At 64.2% G+C, this 19,463-nt stretch carries 21 protein-coding genes; 4 read left to right on the forward strand and 17 right to left on the reverse strand.

Annotated elements, in window-relative coordinates; all coding sequences use genetic code 11:
- Position 1: 1 nt before the first annotated feature.
- A complete protein-coding gene (locus IG197_RS12305) occupies positions 2–634 on the reverse strand; it encodes a trimeric intracellular cation channel family protein (RefSeq protein WP_192319107.1) in 633 nt (210 codons plus the stop codon).
- 120 nt (positions 635–754) lie between these two features.
- Positions 755–1,387 (reverse strand): nucleotide exchange factor GrpE, encoded by a 633-nt coding sequence (gene grpE, locus IG197_RS12310; RefSeq protein ID WP_067965778.1) that lies wholly within the window; start codon positions 1,385–1,387, stop codon positions 755–757.
- Positions 1,388–1,640: 253 nt separating this feature from the next.
- Here grpE and IG197_RS12315 point away from each other — a divergent pair, with 253 nt between their 5' ends.
- Positions 1,641–1,850 (forward strand): hypothetical protein, encoded by a 210-nt coding sequence (locus tag IG197_RS12315; RefSeq protein WP_154384561.1) that lies wholly within the window; start codon positions 1,641–1,643, stop codon positions 1,848–1,850.
- A 55-nt stretch (positions 1,851–1,905) separates the two neighbouring features.
- Here the strand turns inward: IG197_RS12315 and IG197_RS12320 are convergent, their stop codons facing one another.
- From IG197_RS12320 to cysG, 5 genes are read right to left on the reverse strand one after another with little or no spacing between them, the layout of a single operon-like run.
- Complete coding sequence (locus tag IG197_RS12320; RefSeq protein ID WP_067954902.1) at positions 1,906–2,442, reverse strand: DUF934 domain-containing protein; 537 nt, start codon at positions 2,440–2,442, stop codon at positions 1,906–1,908.
- Between the two features lie 12 nt (positions 2,443–2,454).
- Positions 2,455–3,213, reverse strand: coding sequence for a phosphoadenylyl-sulfate reductase (locus tag IG197_RS12325; protein WP_192319110.1), 759 nt, complete (start codon positions 3,211–3,213; stop codon positions 2,455–2,457).
- Positions 3,188–4,858, reverse strand: a complete 1,671-nt coding sequence (locus tag IG197_RS12330) for a nitrite/sulfite reductase (RefSeq protein ID WP_192319113.1) — start codon at positions 4,856–4,858, stop codon at positions 3,188–3,190. The genes IG197_RS12325 and IG197_RS12330 overlap by 26 nt, the downstream gene beginning before the upstream one ends.
- Before the next feature lie 20 nt (positions 4,859–4,878).
- Positions 4,879–5,184: a DUF2849 domain-containing protein gene (locus IG197_RS12335; RefSeq protein WP_067954908.1), complete on the reverse strand. Its 306-nt coding sequence runs from the start codon at positions 5,182–5,184 to the stop codon at positions 4,879–4,881.
- On the reverse strand, positions 5,181–6,632 hold the full coding sequence (gene cysG / locus IG197_RS12340; protein ID WP_192319713.1) for a siroheme synthase CysG: 1,452 nt from the start codon (positions 6,630–6,632) through the stop codon (positions 5,181–5,183). The genes IG197_RS12335 and cysG overlap by 4 nt, the downstream gene beginning before the upstream one ends.
- A 421-nt stretch (positions 6,633–7,053) precedes the next feature.
- On the opposite strand from cysG, the gene IG197_RS12345 reads away from it, so the two are divergent.
- Together IG197_RS12345 and ybaL are read left to right on the forward strand one after the other, a co-directional pair.
- Positions 7,054–7,503: a host attachment protein gene (locus IG197_RS12345; RefSeq protein WP_192319116.1), complete on the forward strand. Its 450-nt coding sequence runs from the start codon at positions 7,054–7,056 to the stop codon at positions 7,501–7,503.
- A 191-nt stretch (positions 7,504–7,694) separates the two neighbouring features.
- Positions 7,695–9,506: a YbaL family putative K(+) efflux transporter gene (gene ybaL / locus IG197_RS12350; RefSeq protein ID WP_192319119.1), complete on the forward strand. Its 1,812-nt coding sequence runs from the start codon at positions 7,695–7,697 to the stop codon at positions 9,504–9,506.
- Between the two features lie 169 nt (positions 9,507–9,675).
- Here the strand turns inward: ybaL and IG197_RS12355 are convergent, their stop codons facing one another.
- The 3 genes from IG197_RS12355 to IG197_RS12365 all read right to left on the reverse strand — a co-directional run bounded on the left by IG197_RS12355 (position 9,676) and on the right by IG197_RS12365 (position 12,756).
- Positions 9,676–11,046 (reverse strand): IS1182 family transposase, encoded by a 1,371-nt coding sequence (locus tag IG197_RS12355; RefSeq protein ID WP_192316544.1) that lies wholly within the window; start codon positions 11,044–11,046, stop codon positions 9,676–9,678.
- Positions 11,047–11,158: 112 nt separating this feature from the next.
- The gene (locus IG197_RS12360) at positions 11,159–12,013 is read right to left on the reverse strand and encodes a hypothetical protein (protein ID WP_192319122.1); all 855 of its coding nucleotides are present in this window, start codon (positions 12,011–12,013) and stop codon (positions 11,159–11,161) included.
- 182 nt (positions 12,014–12,195) lie between these two features.
- A complete protein-coding gene (locus IG197_RS12365) occupies positions 12,196–12,756 on the reverse strand; it encodes a DUF2865 domain-containing protein (RefSeq protein WP_192319125.1) in 561 nt (186 codons plus the stop codon).
- 27 nt (positions 12,757–12,783) lie between these two features.
- Between IG197_RS12365 and IG197_RS12370 the strand changes: the two genes are divergently transcribed.
- Complete coding sequence (locus IG197_RS12370; protein WP_192319128.1) at positions 12,784–13,119, forward strand: hypothetical protein; 336 nt, start codon at positions 12,784–12,786, stop codon at positions 13,117–13,119.
- Positions 13,120–13,211: 92 nt separating this feature from the next.
- Here the strand turns inward: IG197_RS12370 and IG197_RS12375 are convergent, their stop codons facing one another.
- The 7 genes from IG197_RS12375 to IG197_RS12405 form a co-directional block, all read right to left on the reverse strand.
- Entirely contained in the window at positions 13,212–15,455 is a 2,244-nt protein-coding gene (locus tag IG197_RS12375; protein ID WP_192319131.1) for a transglycosylase domain-containing protein, read from the reverse strand.
- Between the two features lie 186 nt (positions 15,456–15,641).
- A complete protein-coding gene (locus IG197_RS12380; protein WP_067954921.1) occupies positions 15,642–15,863 on the reverse strand; it encodes a hypothetical protein in 222 nt (73 codons plus the stop codon).
- 204 nt (positions 15,864–16,067) lie between these two features.
- Positions 16,068–16,268 carry a hypothetical protein gene (locus IG197_RS12385; RefSeq protein WP_154384555.1) on the reverse strand — a complete coding sequence of 67 codons (201 nt, stop codon included), beginning with the start codon at positions 16,266–16,268 and terminating at the stop codon, positions 16,068–16,070.
- A 36-nt stretch (positions 16,269–16,304) separates the two neighbouring features.
- Complete coding sequence (locus IG197_RS12390; RefSeq protein ID WP_067954926.1) at positions 16,305–16,556, reverse strand: hypothetical protein; 252 nt, start codon at positions 16,554–16,556, stop codon at positions 16,305–16,307.
- An 84-nt stretch (positions 16,557–16,640) separates the two neighbouring features.
- Positions 16,641–16,940 carry a hypothetical protein gene (locus tag IG197_RS12395; RefSeq protein WP_067954928.1) on the reverse strand — a complete coding sequence of 100 codons (300 nt, stop codon included), beginning with the start codon at positions 16,938–16,940 and terminating at the stop codon, positions 16,641–16,643.
- A gap of 144 nt (positions 16,941–17,084) precedes the next feature.
- On the reverse strand, positions 17,085–17,702 hold the full coding sequence (locus IG197_RS12400) for a ribonuclease D (protein ID WP_192319133.1): 618 nt from the start codon (positions 17,700–17,702) through the stop codon (positions 17,085–17,087).
- Positions 17,703–17,778: 76 nt separating this feature from the next.
- Complete coding sequence (locus IG197_RS12405; protein ID WP_192319135.1) at positions 17,779–19,167, reverse strand: dipeptidase; 1,389 nt, start codon at positions 19,165–19,167, stop codon at positions 17,779–17,781.
- Positions 19,168–19,463: the final 296 nt, after the last annotated feature.

Below are 19,463 nucleotides of genomic sequence, written 5' to 3' on the forward strand. Positions count from 1 at the left end.
CTCAGGGAATATCTTCGGGGCGGCGGCCGGGACGGCTGCGATAGGCAGGAAAGGTCCAGCCGAACCTCAGCGCACCGCCACGCACCATGAAGGCCGCGACGAAGGCAACGACGGTCGACAACTCAGTCGGCAATTCCGCCAGTTCGGCAAGCGTGTAGATGGCGGCGCCCGTCATCGCCGCGGAAACATAGATCTCGGGCTTCAGCAGCACCGACGGCTCGCCTGCAAGCAGATCACGCAGGATGCCGCCGAAAGTGGCTGTCAGCATGCCCATGATGATGGCGACGGTCGGCGACCCCGTGGCCTCCAGCCCCTTGGCCGCGCCGATGGCGGCATAGGCGGCCATGCCGAGCGCATCGAGCCAGAGCAGCAGCTTGTAACGGGATTCGACAAGATGGGCGGTGAAGAAGACCAGCACCGCGACCGAAGCACAGACCAGCACATAGGCCGGATTGATCACCCAGAAAACCGGCAGGCCGAGGATGACGTCGCGAACGGTGCCGCCGCCGATGCCGGTAAAGCTCGCCAGGAACAGGAAACCGATGACGTCGAGCTCCTTGCGCGAGGCGGCAAGCGCACCTGTGGCGGCAAACACCGCCACGCCGGCATAGTCGAGGTAGAGCAGAGGGTTCATGGAAGGAGCGAATAGGGAGTGGTGAATGGCGCGTAGGGAAAGAACATTGCAGCCCCCCTGTCTTTGGGTCACTGTAGCGATGAATTCCCTGTTCGCTACTCCCTATTCGCTATTCGCTTTTCAGGCGTCTTTCTCGGCCTGCTCGTTGACCGGGCCAGGTTCGGCCGGGGCATCGGCGACATGCTTGGGGCCGCCCTTGGCAACGCCGACCATGGCCGGGCGCAGCACGCGGTCGCCGATGGTGTAGCCGGACTGGGCGACATGCACGACCGTGTTGGCGGCGACGTCGGGGTTCGGCACTTCGAACATCGCCTGGTGAAAGTTCGGATCGAACTTCTCACCCAGAGGGTCGAGCTTGCGCACGCCGTGACGCTCCAGCGCCGACAGCATCGACCGCTCGGTCACCTCGACGCCCTCGATCAGGCTGGCCAGCCCAGCACCGCCAGCTGTCTTGGCATCGTCCGTGACGGCCTCGATCGCCCGGCGCAGGTTGTCCGAGACCGACAGCATGTCGCGGGCGAAATTCGCGACCGAATAGGCGCGGGCATCCTGCACGTCGCGCGCGGTACGGCGGCGCAGGTTTTCCATCTCGGCCGCGGCGCGCAGGGCGCGGTCCTTCAGCTCCTCGTTTTCCTTCAGCAGCCTTACGAGGGCTTCATAATCACCTTCGACGCTGCCTTCGATCTTGTCGGCCTGGGCCTCGGCAGTCGCGGCTTCGTCGAGCACGCGTTCGTCTTTTGCCTGATCGCTCATCGCCATTTCCCGTTGTTTGGACACGTTCTAAGTTGCGCCCGATATCGAGGTTTGGGTGCCAAAAATCAAGGGGCAAGGGCCGCCGGGACCGGATGCCGCGCCTTTCGGCGCCTCATCGCCGGTGCGGCCGGCACCAGCCATTCAATGTTAATTCAAGTTTTACCATCCGGGCCGACCATGTCTGCGGCGGGCAAGCAATGTGGGAACCATTTGCATCTGGCGGGAGTTTTGCCAGCGAAAACAGGTCTCGATCATGTCCAGCGCACGCATCAGCAAGACAGCAGCCAAGGTGGCGACGAACATCAGGCGAGAGCTAGCCTCCGAAAGCAATCTGCGCGTGCTGGAAGCGCTGCCGGCGTTCCAGGCCGACGAACATCTGCCCAAGAAACTGCGCCGCCTGCTCGACAGGCTGGATGCCGCCGAGCACGACAAGCCGCTTCGCAAGATGCTCCGCAGAAGCTAGCGCGCTGCGCGCTTCAGTCCAGGGTTCCAGCCATTTTCCCGTCGCTCTGCGGCGCTCAGGTCGCGCTGCGGCGCCAGGAATACTTCGCGCCTTCCCCAGGCGTTGCCGCCGGCTTGGCGGTCGGCTGGTAGTAGAGCGGCAAGCCGCCGACCTGGCCGGCCTCGAGCCGTTTCAACAGCACTGGGTGCGACACCTCGAATTCGTTGAAGCCGACACGCAACATGTGCGGCAACTGATCGATCAGCACCTGGCCGGTGGCGCGCACCACACCTTCGAAGTCGTGGCGGCTGCGCAGCAATTCGGCCTTGGAGAAGGACCGGCCGTCGTTGAAGGCCGGAAAGGCAAGCGCCACCAGCGACAAGTGGGCGAGATGGTCGATGATCTCCTCGAGCTGGTCGCCGGGCTGCAGCAACACGCCGAGACGTTCCTTCGCGGCTTCGCGCTGTTCGGCCGAAAGCTCGAGAAAGGCCTGAAGCGGCAGGATCACCCGGCTGTTGCCGGAAAGCGCGCTCGCATCCTCGGCATGGGTCCAGCCATCGTCCCTGAAGCCTTCTGGTGTCCAGAGGCGCGGCGCCGGTGTCGCTTCGGTCATGAAAAAGAATTCCTAAAGTGATGCGTCGGTCAGCGACTGTTCGAGACCCGAAAGATGGATGCCGCACTCGGTCTTGGCCTGTCCGGCCCAGCGTCCGCTGCGCGCGTCCTCGCCCGGTTTGACGATCTGCGTGCAGGGAAAGCAGCCGATCGAAAGGTAACCATAGGCGACCAGCGGGTTCTCGCGCAACGCATGCTTGCGCATGTAGTCGGCGAGGTCGGAAGTGGTCCAGCGCGCCAGCGGGTTGATGCGGAAGCGCGGGCCAACCTGCTCGAACACCGGCAGGGCCGCGCGCGTGGCGGCCTGGAAGCGCTTGCGGCCGGTGAACCAGGCCCGGAAAGGCTCGACGCCGCGCGCCATCGGCTCGACCTTGCGCACGTCGCAGCAGGCGTCGGTGCTCGTCTGGTGCAGATTGCCGGTCGGATCGATGCGGGCAAGTGCTGCCTCGTCGGGCGTGATGATGCGAATGTCGGTCAGGCCAAAATCGGCGGCCAGTGCATCGCGATAGTCGAGCGTCTCGCCGAAGTGCTTGCCGGTGTCGAGAAAGATCACCGGCAGCTTGCGGTCGACTTCGGCGATCATGTGCAGCAGCACAGCAGAATCCGCCCCGAAGGACGACACGGCCGCAATCTCGCCGGCAAAGCGCTCGGTGGCGGCGCGCGCGATGACCTCGACGGGTGACAGATGCCCGTAGAGCGCGTCGAGCGCCACAGCCTCGGCCAGAACCTGAGCTTCGGTCCCGGCGTCAGGCTGCCTTGGCTTCGCTAGCATAAAGCGCCTCCTTGAACGGCGCTGGGCCGACACGGCGATAGGCGTCGAGGAACTTTTCCGAACGGTCGAGGCGGATGCCGAGATAGGTCTCGACGATCGTCTCGATGGCGTCGGTGATCTCTTCCGGGCCGAAGCCGCGGCCGATGATCTCGCCGACCGAGGTGTGCTCGTCGGCCGAGCCGCCGAGCGTCACCTGGTAGAGTTCCGCGCCCTTCTTCTCGACGCCGAGGATACCGATATGGCCGACATGGTGGTGGCCGCAGGCATTGATGCAGCCGGAGATCTTGAGCTTCAGCTCGCCGATGTCGCGCTGGCGTTCCAGCGAGGCAAAACGCCTGGAGATTTCCTGAGCCACCGGGATCGATCGGGCGTTGGCCAGGGCGCAATAGTCGAGGCCCGGGCAAGCGATGATGTCGCTGATCAGGTTGGAGTTCGACGTCGCGAGCTCGATCGCCACCAGCGCGTCAAAGACCGCCTTGAGGTCGGCGCGAGCGACGTGCGGCAGGATCAGGTTCTGCTCGTGGCTGACGCGGATTTCGTCGAAGCCATACTTTTCGGCGATGTCGGCCACCGCTTCCATCTGGCTGTCGGTGGCGTCGCCCGGCACTTCGCCGATGCCCTTGAGCGAGATCGTCACCGCGGCGTAGTCGGGATTGCGGTGGGTGAAGACGTTCTGGTCGACCCAGTCGCCAAAACTCCTGGAATCGAGCCGAGCCAGCTTGACGGCCTCGTCGCCTCCCGGCCGAGCCGTCAGCGCCGGCGGCGCAAAATAGGACTGGATCGCGGCGACATCGGCTTCCGGCAGCCTGAGTTCGCCGTCCTTCAGCGCCTGCCACTCGTGCTCGACCTGGCGGATGATCTCATCGACGCCGGTCTCATGGACCAGGATCTTGATACGCGCCTTGTACTTGTTGTCGCGGCGGCCGTGCAAATTGTACACGCGCAGGATCGCGGTGGTGTAAGATAACAGGTGCTCTTCCGGCAGGAAGTCGCGGATCTTCTTGGCGACCATCGGCGTGCGGCCCTGGCCACCGCCGATATAGACGGCAAAACCAAGCTCGCCCTTGTCGTTCTTCTTCAGATGCAGGCCGATGTCGTGGGTCTGGATGGCGGCGCGGTCGCGCTCGGCACCCGTCACCGCGATTTTGAACTTGCGCGGCAGATACGAGAACTCCGGATGCACCGACGACCACTGCCGCAGGATCTCGGCATAGGGACGCGGGTCGGCAGCCTCGTCGGCGGCAGCACCAGCGAAGTGATCGGCCGTGACATTGCGGATGCAATTGCCCGAGGTCTGGATGGCGTGCATCTCGACCGAAGCGAGGTCGGCGAGGATCGCAGGAATATCCGACAGTGCGGGCCAGTTGAACTGGATGTTCTGGCGCGTGGTGAAGTGGCCGTAGCCCTTGTCGTATTTGCGGGCGATGTGGCCGAGCATGCGCATCTGCTTTGAGCTCAGCGTGCCGTAAGGTACGGCGATGCGCAGCATGTAGGCGTGCAGCTGGAGATAGACGCCGTTCATCAGGCGCAGCGGCCGGAACTGATCCTCGGTGATCTCGCCGGCAAGGCGACGCTCGACCTGGTCGCTGAAATCGGCGACGCGGGCCTTCACGAAATCATGGTCGAACTCGTCGTAACGGTACATGGTCGTCTTCCGGTCTGTGTTCAGGCGGCGCCGGCGGCGGGCCGGGCTTGCTTGCCAAGGTCGAGGCGATTGCTGGGACCAGCGGCGCGGATGACCTCGCGCAGCCTGAGCGGCTGGATCGCACCGTTGACGACGCTGACGTCGATGAGGTTGACGTCAACGACTTCGTTGTTGTCGTAGGCGGCCTTGCCGATCGCCTCCAGGCGAGCTTCGCCGGCCTTGTCGCCGACGGTCTCGGCGACATCGATTGTCTCTGCCCAGGTACCGTCGGCCGCGAACCACACAGCCTCGCCGTCGGTCAGCCTGTTGGCGGTAAGGATTTTCATGCCCTGCTTCCTTCGAGCGCCGCGCGGGCGGCCTGTTCGTGCCTATGTGCCGCGAGCGGCTCGGAAAGTTCAAAGTTGGCGCCGGCGACCGCATCGCCGATGATCGTCATGACCGGGCCGTCGAGGTCGCTGCGCGTTTCGAGCGACGGCAGGTCGGCGAGCGTGCCGTGAAAGCGGCGGCGGTTCTTCAGGCTGGCGTTCTCGACGACGGCCACCGCCGTATCGGGCGACAGCCCGGCGTCGATCAGGCGGCCGGCGACGTCGGCGGCGACCGAGCGGCCCATATAGACGGCGACCGTCGCGCCTGAGATGGCGAGTTTGGCCCAGTCGGGCAGCGAACCGCCCTTGAGGTCGTGGCCTGTCGTGAACACCATCGAGGAGGTGACGCCGCGCAGCGTCAGCGGCAACTCGAAGTCGGCGGCGGCGGCGAAGGCCGAGGTAACGCCCGGCACGACCTCGTAAGACACGCCGGCATCGCGCATCGCCTGCATTTCCTCGCCGGCGCGGCCGAACACCAGCGGGTCGCCCGACTTGAGGCGGACGACGCGCTTGCCGGCCTGCGCCAGATCGACCAGCAGGTCATTGATCTCGGATTGGGTCTTGGAGTGGCAGCCCTTGCGCTTGCCGACCGGCAGGCGCTCGGCATCGCGACGGCCCATCGAGATCACCGCCTCGGGAACCAGCGCGTCATGGACAATGACGTCGGCTTCCATCAAAAGGCGATGGGCGCGCAGCGTCAGAAGATCCTCGGCGCCAGGACCGGCGCCGACGAGCGCAACGTGACCCTTGATCGCGCCTTTCTGCAGCAAAAGCTCGGTCGCCGCGTCATGCGCCTCGGCAAGCTGGCCGTTGTCGAGCGCACGCGCCGGCGCGCCTTCGAAGAATTCGCGCCAGAAGCCGCGGCGGACATTGCCCCTGGGCAGCAGGCGCTCGACGGCGTCGCGGAAGCCGGCGCCGAGCGTCGCCAGTGCGCCGAGCTGCGGCGACAGCATGCGGTCGACGCGGGCGCGGATCATCTGGGCCAGGACAGGCCCTGCCCCTTCGGTGCCGATAGCAACGGCGACCGGCGCACGATTGACCAGAGCGGGGGTAAAGAAATCGCAGAGCTCGGGACGGTCGACGGCGTTGACCGGAATGCCCAGTTCACGCGCATCGACAGAGATGCGGCGGTCGAGCGCCTCGTCGCCGGTCGCAGCGAACACCATCACGGCGCGCTCGATCAGCGAGGCGTCATAGGGCGCATGGATGCGGGTCGCGCCGTTGGCGGCGATCCAGTCGCGCAGATGCGGCTCGACATGGTCGGCGATGATGCGGATTTCGGCGCTCGACTGGGTAAGCAAACGGGCCTTAGCCAGCGCCTCGTCGCCACCGCCGACGATGACCACGGCTTCGCCTTCGACCTTGAGGAAGATCGGGAATGCGTTGAGCTTGGCGGCAGCTGGGGTCATGACGCAGGGTTCCAGAATGTCTGCCATTTTTAGCCGCCCTTGCTGCGCTGCAGAAGAAATGCACTCGCGCGCGTCGAGAAGGGAGGCAATCGCTTTTGCCCGCCCTGATGCCTCAAGAGAAAATTATTCCAACTGCTGGTCGACGCACATGTTTCCGAGCTACGCCTGCGACAATGCCCGCAAATGTCAGGCTGACCGCCCGCAGCCCTTGAAATCGCCGGAGTTACAAGGGTTGGCGATGCCCCACTTGTGCCGAGACGCGGTACCGAACCGAAAAGCCGCCCGGATGCGTTTTTCCTAATTTCTACTAAGTTAGTAGAATTAAGCGTGACGGAGCTCATTCCTCGATTTGCCACTTGTCCGGAACATCCATCAACCGTCGACGTTCCGCAAAAGGGGCTGACAGCAGAAGGAGCACGACATGACCCAGCTCAAACTGAAGCACGGTATCTGGGTGCTGGTAGCGGATGGCGAAAAGGCGCTGTTCCTGAAGAACCGGGGCGACACCAAATACCCCAACCTCGAGGTCGTGCGCGAGATGGAGCAGGACAACCCGCCGACGCGCGAACAGGGCAGCGATCGTCCCGGCCGCTCCAGCGACGGGCCCTCGATCCACCGCAGCGCAGTCGACGACACCGACTGGCACCGTATCGCCAAGGAGCGCTTCGCCGACGAGATCGCTGCCCGGCTGTACACATTTGCCCATGCCGGCGATTTCCGCGAGATCATCTTGGTGGCACCGCCGCTGGTGCTCGGCGAGTTGCGCAAGAAGCTGCACAAGGAGGTCGACGTGCGCGTTGCGGCGGAGATCGCCAAGACGCTGACCAATCACAGCGTCAGCGACATCGAGACCATCCTGATGGCGGCCTGATCCCCGCTGTCGTTCAGAACTCCAGTCCTTGCGTGCCGGCAGCGATTGCCGGCACTTTTCTTGATATCGGCCAAGTTTCTTGGCCGCTTAGGGTTGCGCATGCGCGCCTGCGTCCACCATATTGGAAATGCAGCGGATTTCGCCGCTGCATCCCAAAACAATGCTCATTTTCGAAAGGTGCCGCCGGGACAATGCCGCATGACACGCCCCTCATCGCAACCATCGTCGCCGGTCTGGGGCTGGCATTCATCTTCGGCGCGCTCGCCAATCGCTTCAAGGTTCCGCCGCTCGTCGGCTATCTGATCGCCGGCGTGCTGGTCGGGCCGAACACGCCCGGCTTCGTCGCCGACCAGGAGCTGGCGCTTGAGCTCGCCGAGATCGGCGTCATCCTGCTGATGTTCGGCGTTGGCCTGCATTTCTCGCTCAAGGACCTGCTCTCCGTCCGCGCCATTGCGGTGCCCGGCGCAATCGTCCAGATTGCCTTTGCCACGGCGCTTGGCGCAGGCCTTGCCTGGATGCTCGGCTGGTCGCTTGGCGCCGGCCTCGTCTTCGGCCTGGCGCTTTCGGTCGCCTCTACCGTCGTGCTTTTGCGCGCGCTGCAGGAGCGGCGGATGATCGAGACCGAACGCGGCCGCATCGCCGTCGGCTGGCTGATCGTCGAAGATCTGGCGATGGTGCTGGCGCTGGTGCTGCTGCCCGCGCTTGCCGGCGTACTCGGCGGCGAAGCTCAGACGACCGAGACTCCCAACATCCTTGCCCTGCGCTTCGATTTCGGCGTCTGGGGCGTCATCGGCCTGACGTTGGCCAAGGTCGCGGCCTTCGTCGTGGTCATGATGGTCGTCGGCCGCCGGGTCATCCCGTGGGTTCTGCACTACGTCGCCCACACCGGCTCGCGCGAACTGTTCCGCCTGTCGGTGCTGGCGATCGCGCTCGGCGTCGCCTTCGGTGCCGCCAAGCTGTTCGGCGTCTCGCTGGCGCTGGGCGCCTTCTTCGCCGGCATGATCATGAGCGAATCCGAGCTCAGCCATCAGGCGGCGGAGGAAACGCTGCCGCTGCGCGACGCGTTTTCGGTACTGTTCTTCGTTTCGGTCGGCATGCTGTTCGACCCGACCAGCCTGCTCAGCAACACCTGGCCGATCCTTGCCACGCTGTTCATCATCATCATCGGCAAGTCGGTCGCCGCCTTCCTGATCGTGATTGCCTTCGGCTATCCGGTGGCGACAGCGCTGATCATCTCGGCCAGCCTCGCGCAGATCGGCGAGTTCTCGTTCATTTTGGCCGAGCTCGGCGTGGGGTTAGGCCTATTGCCCGAAAAAGGCCGTGACCTGATCCTTGCGGGCGCCATCCTGTCGATCGTACTCAACCCGGTGGTATTTGCCGGCGTCGCGCGGTTGAAGCCGTGGCTGGAAAAGCGCTCGGGCAAGGTGCCGGAAACAGTCGAAGCCGTGCCGATCGGCCCGGCCACCGAGCCCGGCGAAGTCGCCACCACCACGCCAGTGGCATCGGCCAAGGTCGACGACGACACGCCGCCGCCGACAAAACTCACCGACCACACCATCCTGATCGGCTACGGCCGCGTCGGCTCGCTGGTCGGCCAGTCGCTCAAGGACGCCGGCCTGCCCTTCCTGGTCATCGAGGACTCGGACAAGACCATCGCCAGGCTGATGGCAGACGGCGTCGAGACTGTCGCCGGCAACGCGGTCAAGGGCGAGGTGTTCGGCGCGGCCAATGCCGCCGGCGCCACGCGTCTGATCCTGGCCATCCCCAATGCCTTCGAGGCCGGCCAGATCGTGCTCAAGGCCAAGGCCGCCAACCCCGGCATGCTGATCATCGCTCGTGCCCATTCCGACGCCGAGGTCGAGCACCTGACCGGGCTCGGCGCCGACAAGGTGATCATGGGCGAGCGCGAGATCGCCCGCGGCATCGTCGAACAGGTACTGGAAGGTTCGGGCAAACCGCCGGCCAACGATCCAGAACCCGACGCCCCGCCGGCGGCGGCCTGAGCCGGCCGAAGCAAAGCCCACCAAAGCAAAAAGGCCGCGCATCAGCGCGGCCTTCAGACTGCTGACGAACCCCGTCGAATTTCGGCGGGGTTTTGTTTTGTGGGTTGATTGAGCTTTTGGATTGATTTCGGGGAGCAGATGCCAAGGCCGTTGCGAGCCGGCTTTGGCCTCATGCGAGGCTTGGTTTTGGCTTTGGCCAGAGGCTGATTGCGATCTTTTTCATGTTCTGGGCGGCGGCTGCGATCAGGCACTGGCAGGCGACGCGTGTTCGCCCTCGGAAGCGGGCATAGCGATGGCCGAAGAGCTGCTTGGCATCGGCGAAGGATCGCTCGACCGTCTCCTTGCGGCGTCGATAGATCGCCTTGCCCCATGCGGTTAAGCGGTTGGCATCGACCCGCTCGCGGACATCCTGCCAGACATGGCGCGTGATGGTGCGCTCGGCCTTGGCGTTTGATGTGCAAGACGCCAGCAGCGGACAGTTGCGGCAGATCGTCGGGTCGCTCCTGTAGTGGCGATAACCGCCGCGATCGGTGGTGGCGTAAGTGAGCAACTGGCCCTGCGGGCAACGATAGCCGTCAAGGTCCGGCTCATGGACGAAAGCGCCCTTCCTCATCTTGCCAGGCTTTGGCCGGGTCGGGTTGCGATAGCCGACGACACCGTGGATGTTCCTGTCCTCCAGGCCCTTGGCGATGCCTGGCGTGGCATAGCCGGCATCCAGCCCCGCCGCCGTGACGTCGAAGCCGAAACGCTCCACCTGGCGGTCGAGCCGGTCGAGATAGACGATCGAGTCATGCACGTTGGCCGGCGTGGCAAACGTGTCGGTGATGATGCCGAAGCCGCCATCCACCGTGCGGTGATCGAGATAAAAGAAGCCCTTCGGCTTGCCCTCGCGCACCATATAGCCAGCCTCAGGATCGGTGCGCGAGACCTTCGTCTCTTTCACCGCAGGCTGCCGCTCCTGCTCCTTCAGCGCCTTCTGGCCGTGCAACGCCCGTTCGGCATCGATCGCCCGGTCGAGCTCGCCCCAGTAGTCGGCACGCGACTTGGCGACCATGGCAAGGTCGTACTTGCCCTTGTTGGCATTGGCCTTCAGGTGCGTGCTGTCGGTGTAGAGCACCGTGCCGTCGACCAAGCCTGCCCCGATCGCCTGCTCGACAATGCGGTCGAAGATCGCCTGCGCGATCGTCTCGTCCTGGTAGCGCCGGCGTCGGTTCTGCGACAATGTCGAGGCGTCGAACACCTTGTCCGTCAGCTTCAGCCGCAGGAACCACCGGTAGGCGACATTGACCTCGATCTCTCGCACCAATTGCCGCTCCGAGCGCACCCCGAACAGGTAGCCGATGAACAGCGCCTTGAACATCAAGGTCGGATCAAGTGGCGGGCGACCATTGTCGGCGCAGTAAAGCGGCGCTGTCAGATCGTGGATGAACGAGAAATCGATAACACCATCGATCTTGCGCAGAAGGTGATCAACTGGAACCAGTTGATCGAGCGTGACGATCTCAAGTGCGGTTTGTTCAGGGCCGGCTCGCTTCAACATCACCCACTGAATCACAAACCCCCAACTCTCGCCAGGGGTTTGTCAGCAGTCTGAAGGCCGCGCATCAGCGCGGCCTTTTTCATTGGCGCGCGGGCAAAGCCCGCAGCCTTCCTCAGAGGAAGGGGAACGGCATGACGAAGTTGGGCTGATAGGTGTCCATCGTCGCGCCATTGCGATCTTCGTCGATCAGCGTGCTGCTGCCGAAGCTGGCGCGCAGGCCGACCATCACCTTGTGCGAGTCGAAGCTTGCCTCGCCGAAACCTTGCGAGATCGAGATGTTCTCGTACTGGTAGCGGCCGAACACCGACCAGGGCGTGCCGTCAAAGCGGTAGGTCGCCTGCAATGCTGCGGCGATGGTGTCGAAATCGGCCTCCAGGCCACCCTGGCTCAGGTTGGCGCGATGGAAGCCGAGCTCGCCGTCGAAACGCAGATTGTCCTGGGCGAAATAGCGCACGACGCCGCGAATGCCCATGAGATCGACGTCAAAAGGCAGGAAGTCGGATTCGAGGGCACCGTAATAGGCCTGCGCATAAAGCGTCACGTTGCCGAAATAGGCCTGGGCCTCGGGGCCCACCTTCCAGCTCCAGAGGTCCTCATCCGAGCCGCCTGAAAATCCGTAGGTGCTGGCCTGGACGAAGCCGCCGAAAGCGTAGGAAGCCGGGTCGCGCCAGAAGATGTGCGCCGCACCACCAACGCCGTGCAGGCTGTTGCCGTCCTGGCCGACGGCATCGACGGTGAAGTCGCCCTGGGCGTTCCAGCGCTCGGCAAACGGCACGTTGATGCGCGCCGCGCCACCGGCTGCCCACAGGGTCTCGTCGGAGAATTCGCTGATCCACAGCCCGCCGCCATAGATCTGGCCGTAGCCGGAGACCTGGCGGACGGTTTCCTCGACCGGTTGCGTCGGATCGGCGGCAAAGGCCGGCGTCGCGAGCACGGCAAGCCCGGCGGCAGCGAGCAGTTTCTTCATGGATAGCCCCTCAACAGAAATGCGATGGGACATCTCATATCGCTAAATTACCTAACGGAAAGGTGCAGGTGCCTGCAATCGCACACAACTCTGGCGGGTTTTGGCGAGACTGACACATTCGCGCAACACCGGCAGCGCTGCGTCCCTGCCGCGGAGCAGCGCCGGGCGGAAGACAAACCGGCCTAGTTCGGCAGGAACGGTGTCCCGACGACGCGGACCTTGCGGAGCGCCGCCGGCCTGGTTTCGGTCGTTTCCGGCACATAGGCGGTAACTGTGCCATCGAGCAGTTCGGGCTTGGCCTGGGGCAGTGGGATCACCGCTGCCTCCATGTTCTTCGGCGTCACCGTCCGTGCCCGCATTTCGTCGGCGCGGCGATAGTAGCGCGGCAGGTCGCAGCCCTGGAAATCTGCCGTGTCGCGATAGGCGAAGGCCGACGGCAAGTCCTTGTAGGACTGACGTGTCTTGACCGAAGCCATCTCCTCTGTTTCGCGCCCGATGTCGTCGAGTTCATAGACGTCCATCGCCTTGTCGTTGCAGATGTAGCGGCAGCGATCGAGCGTGTTGTCGTAATGGCCGGCATTGACGAACTGAGCATTCGGCGCCGGGAAATAGTACCCGTCCTTGAGCCGCACGCAGTAGAGCATCGCCTGTCCGGTGAAAGACAAGGGCCTGTCCGACTTGCGGCGGTCCTGTCGCGCCGCCATCTGGGTGCAGCCCAATGCCGACAGGCGGGCCCTGATCATTGCGCTGTTGCCTCGGCCAGACGCACTTTGAATTTCACGCTCGACGCCCGCACGGCGGCCGGCAAGGTCGCGGCAGGGATCGAAGAATCCGCCGCTGCTGCGGCCGCTGCACTGCCGCTGCCGCTCGAGTGCCTTGATCGCCTGGAGTTGCCGGGTCAGATGCGCGGGGGCCGCATTGCCGCCGCCAAGCTGGGCGCGAAGGACACTGCAGGCATCGGCATTGGCCTGGGACAGGCCGGCAAGCAAAGCGCCAATGCACAAGCCGAGCCCGACCGGAATATTCCGCACCGCCCATGCAACGAAAGTCATTTGCCCAAGCTCCGCCAGACTTCAGCAAGACCAAGGCAATATCACGCGAGTTGACTGCTACAAATCAACATCCGGTGTTTGCGTTAACGACAGCCGACGTCAGGCGGCTGGCAGACGCTGATCGGCAGTGTCAGACGCTGTCGAGGCTAATTGCCCAACAGCACGTCGAGGATGGAGGTTTCGCGGCGCTGGGTCGGACCGCCGACTTCGCCGGGAGGAACCGGGCGGCGGCCGCCGACATCTGCGGGCGGCACGGGTCGGCCGATCGAGGCGGTGGGTTGGTCCTGCCGGACGTTGACGGCGCCGACCTGCTGCTTTGCCGGCTTCGGCGCTGGCGGGAAGGTGTTTTCATCCATTTGCTGGGCCGGCTGGTCGTCAACGGCGACGTCAGGTGCCCCGCTGCCCGGTGTCCACGAGCCCGGAAGCGCCGCCACCGGCACGCCTTCGTGGGCTGCAACCATGAATTCGTGCCAGGCCAGCGCCGGCAGTGCGCCGCCGGTGACCTTCTTCATCGGTTTGCCGTCGTCATTGCCGAACCACACACCGGTGGTCAGGTTGGCAGTGAAGCCGACGAACCAGGCATCGCGCGAGTTCTGGCTTGTGCCTGTCTTGCCGGCTGCCGGCCAGGCAAAGGCAGCCTTCTTGGCCGTACCCTCCTCGACCGCGCCGGTCATCATCGCGTTCATCATGCCGACGACCTCGGGACTGATCACCCGCGGCCCGCCTCCAGCCGTGTTCTCGTAGAGCACCTTGCCGTCGGTGGTGGTGACACGGCGGATGATGTGGACTTCGGGCCGGTAGCCGCCATTGGCGAAAGGCACGTAGGCAGCGGTCAGCTCGAGCGGGGTTACCTCGGATGTGCCGAGCGAGATCGATACGTTGGGCTGCAACTCGGATTCGATGCCCATGCGATGGGCTGCCTCGACGACAGCGTTGGGCCCGACTTCCATGGCGAGCTGTGCCGCCACCGAATTCAGCGACTTCGCCAGGGCCGTCTTCAGCGTCACCCGGCCATAATATTTGCCGTTGTAGTTTTCCGGCGTCCACTTGCCGATCTTGATCGGCGCGTCGTTGCGCATGCTGTCGGGGGTGCGGCCCTGCTCGAGTGCTGCCATATAGACGAAGGGCTTGAACGCCGAGCCCGGCTGGCGCCGCGCTTCGGAAGCGCGGTCGAACTGGCTGGTGGCATAGTCGTAGCCGCCGACCATGGCGCGCACGGCGCCGGTATTGTCGATCGACACCAGCGCGCCCTGGCTGACATTCAGCTTCTGGCCGTTCTCGTCGACGAGCCGCCGGATCGATTTCTCGGCAATCTCCTGCAGCGTCATGTCGACTGTCGTGTCGACGACGATGTCCGACTGCACTTCGCCGATGAGCTCGGGCAACTCCTGCATGACGCGGTCGGCGACGTAGTTTTCCGAACCGGTCCAGAACGAGGCGACACGGGTCGCCGGCGCATTCATTGCGTTGGCCAGTTCCTTGTCGCCGATCATGCCCTGGTCGCGCATGGCGGCAAGGACCAGTTGGGCGCGGTCGCCCGCGGCCTTGGGATCGCGTGCCGGCGACAGCCGCGACGGCGCCTTGAGCAGGCCGGCCAGAAGTGCCGCCTCGGCCAATGTCACGTCGCGCGAGGACTTGCCGAAATAGCGCCGCGAGGCGGCCTCCACGCCATAAGAACCGGAGCCGAAAAACACCCGGTTGAGATACATCTCAAGGATCTGGTCCTTGGTGTGCTTCTGCTCCAACCACATTGCCAGGAGCACTTCCTGGACCTTGCGCTCCAACGTGCGGTCGGGCTTCAGGAACAGGTTCTTGGCCAGCTGCTGGGTCAGCGTCGAGCCGCCCTGGGTAAAGCGGCCATTGAGGAACCGCGTCGACACGGCCCGCGCCAGGCCAATCGGGTCGAAGCCGAAATGCGAATAGAAGCGCTTGTCCTCGATCGCGATCACGGCTTGCGGAATGTAGGGCGACATCTGATGCAGGCCGACAGCCTCGCCGCCGGTCATGCCGCGATTGGCGACGAGCTGGCCGTCGACGCCGACGATCTTGATGTTGGGCGAACGGTCGGGAATGGCCCAGGTGGTGGCGCTGGGCATCTTGGCGCCGTAGTAGACGACGATGCCGGCAGCGGCGATGCCGCCCCAGATGGCAAGAACGAAGCACCAGTAGACCAAGCGACCGAAGATGCCGAACAGGCCGCGCTTGGGCTTGCGCGAGCGGCTGCGGCCGCGTTCAGGCGCGCGGCCCTTGGACGACTTGCGCTTGGCGGGCTGCTTGCGGCGGCTGGGCACGACGCGGTCCTCCTCGCGCACCGAAAAGACGTCGTCCTCCGCATCATTGCGCGGTCCATCGAAGCTGGGCTCGATGCGTCTGTCGTTCCGGTTCGCCATACCTGTTTGTCCGGCCCCCATGCCAATGGCGTTCCGGTTGGACAGTAAATGCGGCGATTTAAGGAGGCCTTAAACAACCGGAGCTGCCGCCCTGTGGGCAAGGCGCAACGGCCGCGCTGTGGATAGGGGTGACCGAAACAGCGAAACCGCCGTCCTTGCGGGCGGCGGTTTGGCGGTCGGTCCATGTCACTGCGGGATCGGGTCAGGACGCGGATCGTTCGGCTTGTCGGGGCGGTCGCTGCCCTTGTAGCAGGGGCTCGAGGGATCGTTCTTGTCGCAGCAATTGCTGCTCTGCAGATAACGCGGATCCTTCGGCTTCCATTCGCAGCGGCGGATCTCTGTCGACTGGCACGCGGTCACCGCCGAAGCGGCGACGACGGCCAGAATGATGTTGCGGAATACACTCATGGTTCTCTCCTTTGAAATGAATTTTCCCACCTCACGAGACTGGGTCGCAGCCAAGGGCGAAATGGTTCAAAAGAGATTTGAGATTTTTTACGCTGCCTCTAATCGGTAGCAGGACAGGGCGTCGGCGCCAAGATGATGACCCCCAACGTGGCGTTGGACCTGCATCGGAAGCAGCTTGGAGGTCGGCGGCAGTGGCTGCCGCTTCTATGGTCCGGTCGTCTTGTTGAGGGCAGCTGAGACCCGCTCGCGCAGCATCTCGGCGATGTCTGTGGCCATGTGCAGGCGGACACGGCCGCCGCGGGCATCGACGAGCGTCACGGCGACGCCGTCCAGCGTGTCGTCCTTGGCAGCCTCCACGGCCGCCACCATGAACTCATGTTCCTTGCGATCGGTTTTTTCGGCCATGGCTATGCTCCCTGGCTGGCAGAACCGATCATACGCCTATTCGTCGTCTTCGTCGCTGCCGCCTGATTTGGCCCAGGAGTGCGGGCTGATGCGTTTCTGGGTGTCGCTGTCGACATAGGCCCACCAGCCGGTGTCGCTGTCGTCCCATTGCCCGCCTGATGCCTTCAGGCGGTCCAGCGACCGGTACTGCGCAACCGATTCATTTTCCTGGCCGTCGCGGTCGGTCCAGTAGACCGTAACCTTGGAGCCATCGGTAGGTGCGGAAGCGATCGGCAGTTTGGCGCTCATCTGGGTCTCTCGGATTGCTGCTGGCGGATTGCTGGCCAACGATAGACGACCGCGCGGCCCGGTAAAGCCACGCGGCGGCAAAAGTCAGCGACGGCTGAGCAGGGCAGCGACAAGGCCGAAGACCGCGACACCGACTAGCGCCGTCGTCATCGGATTGTCCTGGGCGGTTTTCTGCGCCACGCGCGCCTGCTTGCGCATCGCCGGCAAGGCATCGGTGAAGCGGTCGTACAAACCTTCGTAAAGCTCGGAAGCGCTTTCACGGCTGTCAGCAAGGGCTGCGGAGCCGCGCTTGGACATCGCCTTGGTCAGCGACGCGACCTGCTTGGTCAGCTGGGAAACCTGTTCTTCGAGGTCGGCCTGGATTTCTTCGCGGGTGGAAGCCATTCGGATGCGTCCTTTCATCTGGTACGCACTCCAAACGGCTCAGGCAGGCTGTTGTTCCCTCGAGGAGCATCACAGGCAATTCGCCAGCCCGGCCGCCTGCAACGACCACCAGGCTGGAGCTTCACCATATCAGGACCTTAGAACTCAGCTATGGGCGAAGATGTCTTCTTCGTCCCAGCCCATCAGGTCGAGTTTGGCGCGGGTGGGCAGGAAGCGGAAGCAGGCCTCGGCTTCCCTGCTGCGGCCATCGCGTTCCAGCCTGGCGGCGAGCACGTCGCGCAGCCGGTGCAGGTAGAGCACATCGGAGGCGGCGTATTCGAGCTGCTCCGGCGACAGCGTCTCTGCCGCCCAGTCTGACGACTGCTGCTGCTTGGACAGCGACACGCCCAAAAGCTCGTTGCAGATGTCCTTCAGGCCGTGGCGGTCGGTGTAGGTGCGGACCAAGCGCGAGGCGATCTTGGTGCAGAACACCGGCTCCGCCATCACGCCGAAGGCGTTGTAGAGCACGGCGATGTCGAAGCGGCCGAAATGGAACAGCTTGGTCACCTTGCGGTTCTTCAGAAGCGCGGTGAGGTTCGGCGCCTTCTTCTGGCCCGGCGCGATCTGGATGACGTCGGCGGTGCCATCGCCCGGCGAAATCTGGACGACGCAGAGGCGGTCGCGATGCGGGTTCAGACCCAGCGTCTCGGTGTCGATGGCAACGGCATCGACGTCGTAATGCTGGAGGTCGGGAAGGTCGTGCTTGTGAAAGCGGATGGTCATGCGTGTCTCCGATCGCGGCTTGGCAACTCAGTTGCCGCGATCGGAGGAAAAATCAATAGAAACCTCGGTTTCTAGCTCACTTGCGCGTCAATGCCTCGAGAATGCGCGCCCAGGAGCGCTGGCCCTTGTGGAACGAGGCCAAGTCGTATTTCTCGTTCGGCGAGTGGATACGGTCGTCTGGCAAAGCGAAGCCGACCAGCAGAGATTCCATGCCGAGGAAGGTCTGGAAGTCGCCGACGATCGGGATCGAGCCGCCCATGGCGATCATGACCGCCGGCTTCGGCCATTCGTCCGACAGCGCGTCCTTGGCCTTGGCCAGGAATGGCGAGTCATAGGACAGCTGGATGGCCGGTCCGGCGCCATGCTCGTGGAACTCGACGCTGCAGTCGGCAGGGATGCGCGCCTTGACGAAGTCGCGGAATGCAGCACGGATCTTGTCCGGGTTCTGCTTGTGCACGAGGCGGAACGACACCTTGGCCGAAGCCTCGGCGGCGATGACCGTCTTGAAGCCCTTGCCGGTGTAGCCGCCTGATATGCCGTTGAACTCGGCGGTCGGGCGGGCCCAGACCAGCTCGAGGATCGACCGGCCCTTTTCGCCCGAGGGGATCGACAGGCCGATCTCGCCGAGGAAGTTCTCCGCCGTTTCACCAAGCGTTTCCCACGACTTCAGCACCTGCGAGGGCGTCTCCTCGACGCCGTCATAGAAACCGGGGATGGTGACGCTGCCATTGTCGTCATGGATGGCCGCCAGCACCTTGGCGAGGATGCGCACCGGGTTGGCGGCCGCACCGCCATATTCGCCCGAATGCAGGTCGCGGTCGGCAGCCTTGACGATGACCTCCTCGCCGACGAGGCCGCGCAGGCCGACGCAGATCGCAGGCGTCTCGCGATCCCACATGCCGGTGTCGCAGACCATGGCGAAATCGGCCTTCAGCTCCTCGGCGTTGGCTTCGAGGAACGGCTTGAGCGACGGCGAACCTGACTCCTCCTCGCCTTCGAACAAAAGCGTGATCCGGCACGGCATGCCGCCATGCACTTCCTTCCAGGCGCGGCAGGCCTCGACGAACAGCATGAGCTGACCTTTGTCGTCGGACGAGCCGCGTCCGGTGATGACCTTGATGCCGCCGGCGATCTCCTTGATCTTGGGATCGAAGGGATCGTCTTCCCAGAGATTCAGCGGGTCGACCGGCTGGACGTCGTAATGGCCGTAGAACAGCACGTGCGGCGAGCCTTCGGGGCCAACATGATGGGCGACGACCATCGGGTGGCCCGGAGTGTCGCGCACGCTGGCGTCGAAGCCGATGGTCTTGAGGTCGGCGACCAGCCATTCGGCGGCCTTGCGGCAGTCACCTGCAAAGGCCGGATCGGTGGAGATCGACTTGAGGCGGAGCAACTCGAACAGGCGCTCCAGGCTCTGGTCAAGATTTTTGTCGAGGCGATCGAGAACGGGTGCGACAGCGGACATTGGGGGAGCCTTTCGATTCTTCTGGCGCGCAACCTAGTGGGCCGATGTGAAAACGAAAAGGCGGCAGGATTGGGCCAGCGGCGGACGCTGACGAAGCTCTCGGGCAAGCGGACAAAAAAGTGCCGCCGTGGTGGAGGGGGGAGCCACGGCGGCACATTCTTAAACGGTGCGGCAGCCCGGAGAGGGGGATGAGGCTGCCGCAGGGTCCGGATAGGCGGGGGACGGGCCTGAGACCGGACTTCGGCAAAAACTGCCGATGCCCTACATTTGTTCCTTTGAACGTGGCGATTCAAGGG

Source organism: Aminobacter sp. SR38 (assembly GCF_014843375.1).
In the GTDB taxonomy this organism is placed as follows: domain Bacteria; phylum Pseudomonadota; class Alphaproteobacteria; order Rhizobiales; family Rhizobiaceae; genus Aminobacter; species Aminobacter ciceronei.